This is a genomic window from Actinomyces glycerinitolerans (genome assembly GCF_900098745.1).
GTDB lineage: Bacteria > Actinomycetota > Actinomycetes > Actinomycetales > Actinomycetaceae > Actinomyces > Actinomyces glycerinitolerans.
The window spans coordinates 469,563-478,744 of sequence record NZ_FQTT01000010.1 but is presented as its reverse complement, the minus strand read 5'-3'; the positions used below and the strand labels follow the sequence as shown (position 1 = coordinate 478,744).

The following is a 9,182-nucleotide window of genomic DNA, read 5'->3' as shown; positions in this document are numbered from 1 at the left end:
GGGGTGGTGCTCGGGTGAGGTGGCTGGGGTGGGGGGTGGTGCTCGGGTGAGGTGGCTGGTGGGGTCGGGGGTGTCATTGGATGCACCACTTTCATCTCTGTGACCGCCGCCCGCGTCAGCTGCGTCCGCGGATTTCCGCGGTTTCGGTATGTTCCTGGCAGTGACGCGGTCTGAAAGTGGTGCATTTTGTGACAGGTGCGGGGTGTGTATCGGGTGGAGGCGGCGGCGTGCGTGCGGCGGCTCGGGGAGGCAGGCCCGTCGCCACGCTGAGGGTCGTGGCTCCGGAAGAGCGTCGTTCCTTCGGGGTGCACCCCGATCTCAAGGTTCCCGATGAGTTCTTCTTCGCGCCTCTGGCGGAAGGCAGGGGCGCGAAGGTCAATCTGGCTCGTTGTCCACGTTACCTACGCCGACGATGACGTTCTCGGGACCAGGCTGACGGTCGGCCTGGTCCGGTATCCCACGTGACCTCGGATCACGTCGTTGTAGCTGTCTGCAACGAGTTTGCGCTGACGGGGATTCATGTGAGGAGTGCTCGCGCCGATCCACTTCGGCTCACGGGGCCGAAATGAACTCCACACCCGGTGCTCGCCGGGTAGCCGGGTGTCGGTACGCGCTTGGTGCCCGCCGCGGCCGACAGGCCCGCCGCTGGCCTCGCTCGCCCGTTCCCGATACGCTGCGTGAGACTGGCGGTGCACGGTCGTCTGGGCGCACCGTGACCGCGCCGCTCGGCAGCTTGTCGGCGCGATAGCGGACCGCTGGTGTCATGAGACTCAGCAACTCAGCCAATACCGGACCCCAGGGAGCGCATCCATGAGCCCACGCCGCGAGAACGACGACCATCACGAGCCCGACGATCCCGACATTGCCGAGGCGATGCGGGAGCGCCGACAGGAACTGGGGCTGAGCGTGCCGGTGATGGCAGCACGCGCCGGCGTTTCCGAGCAGACCTGGCGCAACTACGAGGCCGGTCGCACCCAGGTGCGCGGCGACAAGCAGGCGGGCGTGTGGGAAGCCCTCGAATGGGAGCCGCCCGCCCACGTGGCCGCACTGGACGGCCTTCGCGCCTACCTGCAAAGCGGCGCAACGCCAATGGGCATGGCTGGTGGCCCCGGCGACCTCGGCACCGCCTTCGGCGTCCCTGGATACGACATCCCTGACGAAGCCTACGACGCCTTCGAAGGCCTAGACGCCGAGGACCTGGTCGCCCAGGCCGCCGCCGAGCTCCCCATCCCCGACTGGGATGACATCCCTACGGTGTTTTCCGAGGTCTACTCCCCGCGGTTGGCCCGCATGCTCGGGGAGGACGCCGCCCGCTGCTTCGCCCTGGGGACCTTCCTGTTCGACATGTCCGTCGCCGAGGACCTCGAGGGCCTGGCATCGCTTCCCCGCGGCGCCCACCTGGGCCAGCTTGACGAGACCCACATCGGCTCCACCCTGCCGCAGTTGTGGCTGACCCGCTACGACTACGAGTTCGTCTTCCAGTTGCGCGGCACCGCCCGGGACATGACCCTGCGTTTGACCGACGCCGGCCCTACGGACGGTGAGCCGCTGGTGCGCAACCTGGCCGACGCCCTCGTGCTCCACGACATCTTCAACCTCGGCGGCGTCATCGCCGACTCGCGCGGCGCCGACATCGACGAGGACCGTTGGGAGGGCTGGGTGGACGCCCTGTCCGGCCCCGACCAGCCCGCTCACGCGCTGATCGCCATGGGCCTGGTCCCGGCCGCCGACGCGCCCGATCACTTCGACAACTGGTTCGCGCCGCTGCCGGCCCCCTTCAGCCCCGACTGGGACAGCCCATCAGAGGGCACCGGGTCGACGACGGCGACCGACCGGGGCGACGCCACCGTCACCTCGCTGCGCCGCAGTCACTGACGGCGTCGATGGTGGAGTCGCATACCCGCAGGGGCGGCGATGGGTACCACCACCCGCCCTCAGGCCTCCAGCGCCGGCGCTTCGCCCGCGCCGGGCACGTCCCCGCTACGGCGGGCGTGGATCTTGGCGGCCTGCCGCAGCGTCAGCTGCCGGGTCAGTGTCATGACGGCGCCGGAGATCACCGCGAATGCGACCACTTCACCCAGGCGGTAGCTGAGCACCTGGTCCTCCTCCCGCGGAGCCGGCTTGCCGGTTACGGCCTTCCACCCGGCGGCCACGGCCTTCTCGGCAACAGCGCCGGAGACCAGGAGTGACAGGGCGGAGGCAACCGTCCAACCGAGACTGTTCTTCATGGTGGTGACTTCCTGAGATCTGCTTGATGACTGGACACCTGTCGGCGACGTCGGCGCTGTCGCTGGTCGCCGACCCCGCCCTGATCCTGTCACATGCATCGGGCGGGCGGTGCGTGGACGCACCCGGACCAGTGCATTACACGGGCAGTCGGCAGCGTTTTCACAGTTGCCCGTCGGCGGCGCAACGGGACGTGGCCACCGCTGCGCCGCCCGCATGAGTGCCACGCGGGCAGACGCGCCTGGTGCCGCCCGGGCCGGTGCGGGATGTCGGGCGAGCATCGTCGTCGCGGTAGGCTGTTCCCGCAACGACAGGGGAGCGCCCGTCGTCGGCGGGCTTGCCCGCCTGCGGCCACGGCGCTGAGAGTGCGGGCAGCCGCAGACCCTCGAACCTGCCCCGGTTCGCACCGGCGAAGGAAGTCGAGAATCTCCCCGGGCGCACCGGCTGCGCCCGGGCCCTCCGGAGAGCCCATCCAGGAGGACCATCGTGAACACCAACCAGATTGACGGCGCTGCCTCGACGCGCAGCGCCCGGTCGCTCACCACCATCCGCCCCAGCCGCCGCGCCCTGCTCACCGGGGGCGCCGCCACCGCCGTCGGCCTGGCGCTCGCGGCCTGCGGCTCCGGGAACAACGGCCCGAGTACGGGAGGCACGGCGGCGGGCGGTGACACCGTCACCGTCGTCACCTACGACTCCTTCGACCTGCCCGACGAGCTCATCACCGCCTTCAAGGACGACACCGGCTACACCCTGGAGATCGCCCGCTCCGGCGACGGCGGCGAGGTCGCCAACAAGCTGATCCTCACCAAGGACGCCCCGCTCGGCGACGCCGTCTTCGGCATCAACAACACCATGGCCTCCCGCATCCTCGCCGAGGGCGTCATCGACACCACCACCGCCCTGAACCTGCCCGACGGCGCCGCGGACTACCTCGCCCCCTACATCGTCGACGACACCCCGGCGCTCGTGCCCATCGACTTCGGGGAGGTGTGCGTCAACGTCGACACCTTCTGGCTCTCCGACCGCGGCCTGGAGATACCCACCGTCTTCGAGGACCTGACTGACCCGGTCTACAAGGACATGTTCGTCGCCATCAACCCCACCACCTCCTCCACCGGCATGGCCTTCCTGCTGGCCACCATCGGCCACTTCGGCGAGGACGGCTTCGCCCAGTACTGGAAGGACCTGGTCGCCAACGGCACCAAGATCGACGAGGGCTGGTCGGACGCCTACTACACCGATTTCACCGCCGGCGGCGGCGATGGCGCCTACCCGATCGTCGTCTCCTACTCCTCCTCGCCCGCCGCCACCCTCAACGACGACGGCATCCCCACCACCGCCGCAATGTCGCGCACCGCCACCCGCCAGGTCGAGTACGCGGGCGTGCTGGCCGGGGCCGCCAACCCCGACGGCGCCGCCGCCTTCGTCGCCTGGATGCTGTCGCGCCAGGTTCAGGAGGCCATCCCCGACGCCATGTACATGTACCCGGTGGACCCCGATGCCGCCCTCGCGGACGACCTGGCCGATTTCGGTGCCACCGCTGAAGATCCGATCGTCGTCGACTCGGCGGACATCGCCGACCACCAGCAGGAGTGGCTGACCACCTGGGCGGAGGCCGTCGGCCAGTGACGGTGGGAACGGAGGGCTGCCAGTGACAACGGTGGTGGCCGGACCGAGTGCCCGGGGCCCGCGGGCGACAGCGGGGGAGCGGATCGGCTGGACGCTCGCCGTCGCCGCCCCGCTTGCCTTCCTCGGCGTGTTCTTCGCCTGGCCCGTGCTGACGCTGCTGGCCCGCGGCCTGGCCCCTGACGGCACCCTCGACCTGGGCGGCTTCGGCGAGGTGCTGTCCCGGCCGCGCACCTGGCGGATCATCGGCCAGACCCTCATCCAGGCCACCGCCGCCACCGTCATCTGCGTGGCGCTCGGCATCCCGGGGGCGCTGGTGCTCTACCGGCGCCGCTTCCCCGGCCAGGGCCTGCTGCGCGGCGTGGTCACGGTTCCCTTCGTGCTGCCCAGCGTCGTCGTCGGCACCGCATTCCACGCCCTGGTGACCACCGGCGGGCCACTCGGCGGGCTGCACCTGGACGGCACCCGCACCGCCGTGATCGCCGCCCTGGTGTTCTTCAACTACGGATACGTGGTGCGCAACGTCGGCACCATGTGGTGCCGGCTCGACCCGCGCGCCGTGGAGGCGGCCCGCACCCTGGGCGCGTCGGCGTGGCGGGCGTGGCGCACCGTCACCCTGCCGAGCCTGCTGCCCGCCGTCGCCTCCGCCGCCGCGACCGTCTTCCTGCTGTGTGCCACCGCCTACGGGGTGGTGCTGGTGCTGGGCGGCACCGGCGCGGGCACCATCGAGACCGAGATCTATCAGCTCACCGCCCGCTACCTGGACCTGCGGGCCGCGGCCGTGCTGTCGGTGGTGCAGCTGGTGGTGATTGCCGCCGCCCTGTGGGTGGGGGAGCGGGCCCGCCGTGCCCGCCAGGCCCACCTGGCGCTGCGCACCGATGTGCCCGCGACGCCGCTGCGCGCCGCCGACGCCCCGGCCCTGGCCGTGACCGCCCTAACCATCTGTGGTCTCCTGGTGATGCCCATGGCGGTGCTGGTGATCCGCTCGCTGCGCCGGGCCGGGCACTGGACGCTCGCCAACTACGCCGACCTGTCCACCACCGGCGGCGACAACGCCCTGCTGGTATCGGTGTGGGAGGCGGCCGGCAACTCCCTGCGGGTGGCCGTGGCCGCCACGGTGATCGCCCTGGCGGTGGGGGTGGCCGTGTGCCTGGTGCTGTCCCGCAACCCGCGCTCGCGGCTGCTCAGGCGCGGGATCGCGCTGTTCGACGCCGTGTTCATGCTGCCGCTGGGGGTGTCCGCGGTGACGGTGGGCTTCGGCTTCCTGATCACCCTGGCCCCGACCGGGTTGACCCGCAGCTGGTGGATTCTGCCGCTGGCACAGGCCGTGGTCGCCGTGCCACTGGTGGTGCGCACCCTGCTGCCCGGCATGCGGGCGATCGACCCGCGTCAGCGGGAGGTCGCGGCCACGCTCGGCGCCGGTCCGGGCCGGGTGCTGGCCGGCGTGGACGGGCCGCACCTGCTGCGCGCCGGGGGGTTGGCCGCGGGATTCGCCCTGGCCACCAGTCTGGGGGAGTTCGGGGCGACGTCGTTCCTGGCCCGCCCGCAGGGACCCACCCTCCCGGTGGTCGTCTACCGGCTGGTCGGCTCCCCGGGCGCGCAGAATCAGGGCATGGGGCTGGCCGCCGGGGTGGTGCTGGCGGTCGGCGCCGCCGCCCTCATGCTCGCCTGCGAGCGTCTCCAGACCTCCGCGGCGCTCTCCCGTCCCGCCCCTCCCCACCGAGACCGCACCGGTAACACGCTGCGACCGGCACAAATGATGCCCGCACACAACCCAGGAGAATCCGCATGACCGTTGCCCCTGCGGTTCCCGCCCCCGCATCCGAACCCGCGCCCGCCACCTCGGGTCTGTGTGTGCGCGGCCTGCGCGTCGTCTACCCGGCCACCCGCGGCGCGGCACCCCTGACCGCCGTCGACGCCGTCGACCTCGACGTCCCCCGTGGACAGATCCTCGCTCTGCTGGGCGCCTCCGGCAGCGGGAAGTCCTCCCTGCTGCGCGCCGTCGCCGGCCTGGAGGACATCGCCGCCGGCACCATCACCTGGGACGGCGACGACGTCGTCCCGGTGCCCGTGCACCGACGCGGCTTCGGGCTGATGTTCCAGGACGGACAGCTGTTCCCCTTCCGCGACGTCGCCGGCAACATCGCCTACGGGCTGGCCGGCCTGCCGCGTCCCGAGCGGGCGCGCCGGGTGGAGGAGGTGCTCGACGTCGTCGGGCTGCCCGGATACGGGGACCGGGCGGTGACCACCCTGTCGGGCGGGCAGGCGCAACGGGTCGTGCTCGCCCGCGCCCTCGCGCCGCGCCCGCGGCTACTGCTCCTGGATGAGCCGCTGTCCGCCCTCGATCGCGCCCTGCGCGAGCAGCTCGCCACCGACCTGCGCACCATCCTCAAGACGCAGGGCACCACCGCCCTGTATGTCACCCACGACCAGGACGAGGCCATGACCGTCGCCGACCGGGTCGGTGTCATGGCCTCCGGCCGGCTGCTGCGTCTGGACACCCCGGAGCGGCTGTGGGCCAACCCCGGCAGCGCGCGTGTCGCCCGGTTCCTCGGCTTCGCACCGCTGCTCGACGCCGACGCCGCCGCCCACCTCGGCTGGGCCGACCTCCTGGCGGGGCGGCCGGGGGAGCTTCTGGCGCTGGCGCCCGGTGCGCTAGCGGTTGCGCAGGGCGACGCCGGGAACGCGGACGACGGCGGGACTCCAGGTGGTGGGCCCGCCACCTCGGGACCGGCCGGCTACGAACTCAGCGCGCGGGCGCGGGTGGCCGCGGTGCGCATGCGCGGCGGACGGCGCGTAGTGGAGGTCGAAATCGCCGGCGAGCCCGCCATGGCCGTGCTCGCCGATGGCGATGCGGAGCCGGTGCGGGCGGGGCAGGAGATAACCGTTCGCCTGGACCGGCGTCGCGCCGCCGTGGTGCGGGCATGAGCATGAGCCCCGTCATAACTACCGATCTCGGTACGTAACTTCCACCGATCTCGGTACGTAACGTCCACCGATCTCGGCACGTAACGTCCACCGATCTCGGCACGTAAGAGCCACCGACCTCGGTGAGAGGGGCGGGGTGGGGGGCAGGTGAGAGGCTGGTCTCACAATGCCGTGGCGACTCGCGTGATCGCTCTGCACGCTGCTAGCGTCACGCCCCGACGCCGACACCCGGCGGCGACGGTCGAACCGGCTCCCCGGAGCACGTCGACCGCAACCCGATCCCCGGAGGAACCACCTCACATGCTGGCCACGCGAATGTGTTGTTGCTGTCGCTGACGACAGCTCTACGCCCATTCGCCGTCCACTCCGAGCGCTGACGCGTTCCCCAGCCCTTATGTGAGGTTCCCCGTGCACACGTCCACCCGGGACGCCCGTACTCTCTCCGCCGCCACGCCCGCAGAGGGCGCGCCCCTCACGCCCCCGACGCCGCTCGGCCCGGCGGCCCCCTCCACCTCCCGGCAGCTGTTGAACCGCCTGCGCGCCGACCGGGCCGCCACACTCGGCGCGATCATCGTCGCCCTGACCACCCTGGTCGCCTTGTTCGCGCCGTGGATCACGCGTGCCTTCGGCGTGGACCCCTACACCTACGACCTCGACGCGCTGGACGCCTCCGGCCTGCCGCTCGGCCGCTTCGGCGGCATCAGCGCCGCCCACCCCTTCGGCGTGGAGCCGCAGACCGGCCGGGATTTGTTCGCCATCGTCGTCGAGGGCACCCGCACCTCCTTCTCCATCGGCATGGGCGCCACCGTCCTGTCCATGGTCGTGGCCATCGCACTGGGCGTGTCCGCCGGCTACTTCGGCGGCTGGTGGGATGCCCTGGTCTCGCGCCTGACCGACATCACGCTCGGTTTCCCGCACCTGGTGTTCATGATCGCCGTCTCCGCGATCGTCCCGGCCACCGCTCCGCGCGTGCCCATCATGATCCTCATCATCGGGATCCTGGGCTGGCCGTCGACCGCCCGCGTGCTGCGCAGCCGCGCCCTGTCCCTGCGCTCACGCACCTACGTCGGAGCCTCCCGCGCCATGGGCGCTTCTCAATGGCACGTGGTGACCCGGCAGATCCTGCCCGGCCTGGTGGCCACCATCATCGTGTTCACCACCCTGTCCATCCCCGGGAAGATCACCGCCGAGGCGGCCCTGTCCTTCCTCGGCGTCGGCGTGAGCCCACCGACCCCGTCCTGGGGGCGGGCCATCGGCAGCGCCGTCACCTGGGTGAGCACCGACCCCTGGTACCTGCTGTTCCCCGGGGCGGCCCTGTTCCTCGTCACCCTCGCCTTCAACCTCTTCGGTGACGGCCTGCGCGACGCCCTCGACCCCAGGACTGGTGAGGCCCGATGAACCGCCTGCGCTTCCTTGCCTCCCGCACCGGCCAGACGCTGCTGGTGCTGGTGGTGATCGCCTTCATCACCTTCGCGATCTTCTCCCTGTGGCCCTCCGACCCCGCCGCCCTGGCCTGCGGCAAGCCCTGCACACCGGAGAACCTGGCGCGTGCCCGCGAGTTCATGGGATACGACCAGCCCTGGTACACCCAGTTCTGGCACTACCTGACCGGTATCGTCACCGGCCGTACCTTCGGCTCCGGTGCCGCCGCCATCACGTGCGCCGCCCCCTGCCTGGGCTACTCCTTCCGCCTGTCGACGCCGGTCACGGAGCTGATCGCCTCACGGCTGCCGGTCACCGCCTCCATCGCGATCGGTGCGGCGGTGCTCTGGCTGGTCATCGGCGTGGCCGCGGGCGTCGTGTCCGCGCTGCGGCGCGGCACCCGACTGGACCGCACCATCATGGCCGGAACCGTCCTGGGTGTCTCGGCGCCCTCCTACCTGCTCGGTCTGCTGGGCATCCTCCTGTTCGGCTTCACCCTGGACATGGTGCCCGTATCCGGCTACGTGCCCCTGAGTGAAAGCCCCCTCGACTGGGCCTGGCACCTGATCCTGCCCTGGTGCGTGCTGGCCCTGATCTCCGCCGCCGTCTACGCGCGCATGGTGCGCGGAGAGATGCTGGAGAACCTCGGTGAGGACTATGTGCGCACGGCCCGCGCCGTGGGCCTGCCCGAGCGGCGCGTCATCGGCCGCCACGTCATGCACAACGTGTCTCTGCCGGTGGTCACCTATTTCGCCCTCGACCTGGGCGGCATGCTCGGCGGCGCCGTCATCACCGAGCGCGTCTTCTCCATGCAGGGGCTCGGCGCCCTGCTCATGGACGCGGTCAGTACCACCGACCTGCCCGTGATCATGGGGGTCACGCTCGTGGCCGCCGCCTTCGTGATCGTCGCGAACCTCCTGGTTGACGCCTTCGCGGCCGTCATCGACCCGCGGGTCTGAACCCGCCCATTCCCACGCCCT

Annotated in this window: 7 protein-coding genes; 6 read left to right on the top strand and 1 reads right to left on the bottom strand. The window is 71.4% G+C overall.

The window, feature by feature from the left end; all coding sequences use genetic code 11:
• Window positions 1–810: 810 nt before the first annotated feature.
• Window positions 811–1,875 carry a helix-turn-helix domain-containing protein gene (locus ACGLYG10_RS08510; RefSeq protein WP_073330406.1) on the top strand — a complete coding sequence of 355 codons (1,065 nt, stop codon included), beginning with the start codon at window positions 811–813 and terminating at the stop codon, window positions 1,873–1,875.
• Between the two features lie 59 nt (window positions 1,876–1,934).
• On the opposite strand, the gene ACGLYG10_RS08505 is transcribed toward ACGLYG10_RS08510, so the two are convergent.
• A complete protein-coding gene (locus ACGLYG10_RS08505; RefSeq protein ID WP_073330403.1) occupies window positions 1,935–2,228 on the bottom strand; it encodes a DUF4235 domain-containing protein in 294 nt (97 codons plus the stop codon).
• Window positions 2,229–2,712: 484 nt separating this feature from the next.
• Between ACGLYG10_RS08505 and ACGLYG10_RS08500 the strand changes: the two genes are divergently transcribed.
• From ACGLYG10_RS08500 to ACGLYG10_RS08480, 5 genes are all read left to right on the top strand, one after another.
• On the top strand, window positions 2,713–3,855 hold the full coding sequence (locus ACGLYG10_RS08500) for a thiamine ABC transporter substrate-binding protein (protein ID WP_348520436.1): 1,143 nt from the start codon (window positions 2,713–2,715) through the stop codon (window positions 3,853–3,855).
• A 22-nt stretch (window positions 3,856–3,877) separates the two neighbouring features.
• Complete coding sequence (locus ACGLYG10_RS08495; protein WP_083565780.1) at window positions 3,878–5,644, top strand: ABC transporter permease; 1,767 nt, start codon at window positions 3,878–3,880, stop codon at window positions 5,642–5,644.
• Window positions 5,641–6,780 carry an ABC transporter ATP-binding protein gene (locus tag ACGLYG10_RS08490; RefSeq protein ID WP_073330401.1) on the top strand — a complete coding sequence of 380 codons (1,140 nt, stop codon included), beginning with the start codon at window positions 5,641–5,643 and terminating at the stop codon, window positions 6,778–6,780. Before ACGLYG10_RS08495 ends, ACGLYG10_RS08490 begins: the two co-directional genes overlap by 4 nt.
• A gap of 408 nt (window positions 6,781–7,188) precedes the next feature.
• A complete protein-coding gene (locus ACGLYG10_RS08485; RefSeq protein WP_083565779.1) occupies window positions 7,189–8,178 on the top strand; it encodes an ABC transporter permease in 990 nt (329 codons plus the stop codon).
• Entirely contained in the window at window positions 8,175–9,161 is a 987-nt protein-coding gene (locus ACGLYG10_RS08480) for an ABC transporter permease (RefSeq protein ID WP_073330398.1), read from the top strand. The genes ACGLYG10_RS08485 and ACGLYG10_RS08480 overlap by 4 nt, the downstream gene beginning before the upstream one ends.
• Window positions 9,162–9,182: the final 21 nt, after the last annotated feature.

Coding starts and splice junctions, on each gene's coding strand:
- ACGLYG10_RS08510 (WP_073330406.1), top strand. CDS start 811: ATGAGCCCACGCCGCGAGAACGACGACCATCACGAGCCCGACGATCCC.
- ACGLYG10_RS08505 (WP_073330403.1), bottom strand. CDS start 2,228: ATGAAGAACAGTCTCGGTTGGACGGTTGCCTCCGCCCTGTCACTCCTG.
- ACGLYG10_RS08490 (WP_073330401.1), top strand. CDS start 5,641: ATGACCGTTGCCCCTGCGGTTCCCGCCCCCGCATCCGAACCCGCGCCC.
- ACGLYG10_RS08480 (WP_073330398.1), top strand. CDS start 8,175: ATGAACCGCCTGCGCTTCCTTGCCTCCCGCACCGGCCAGACGCTGCTG.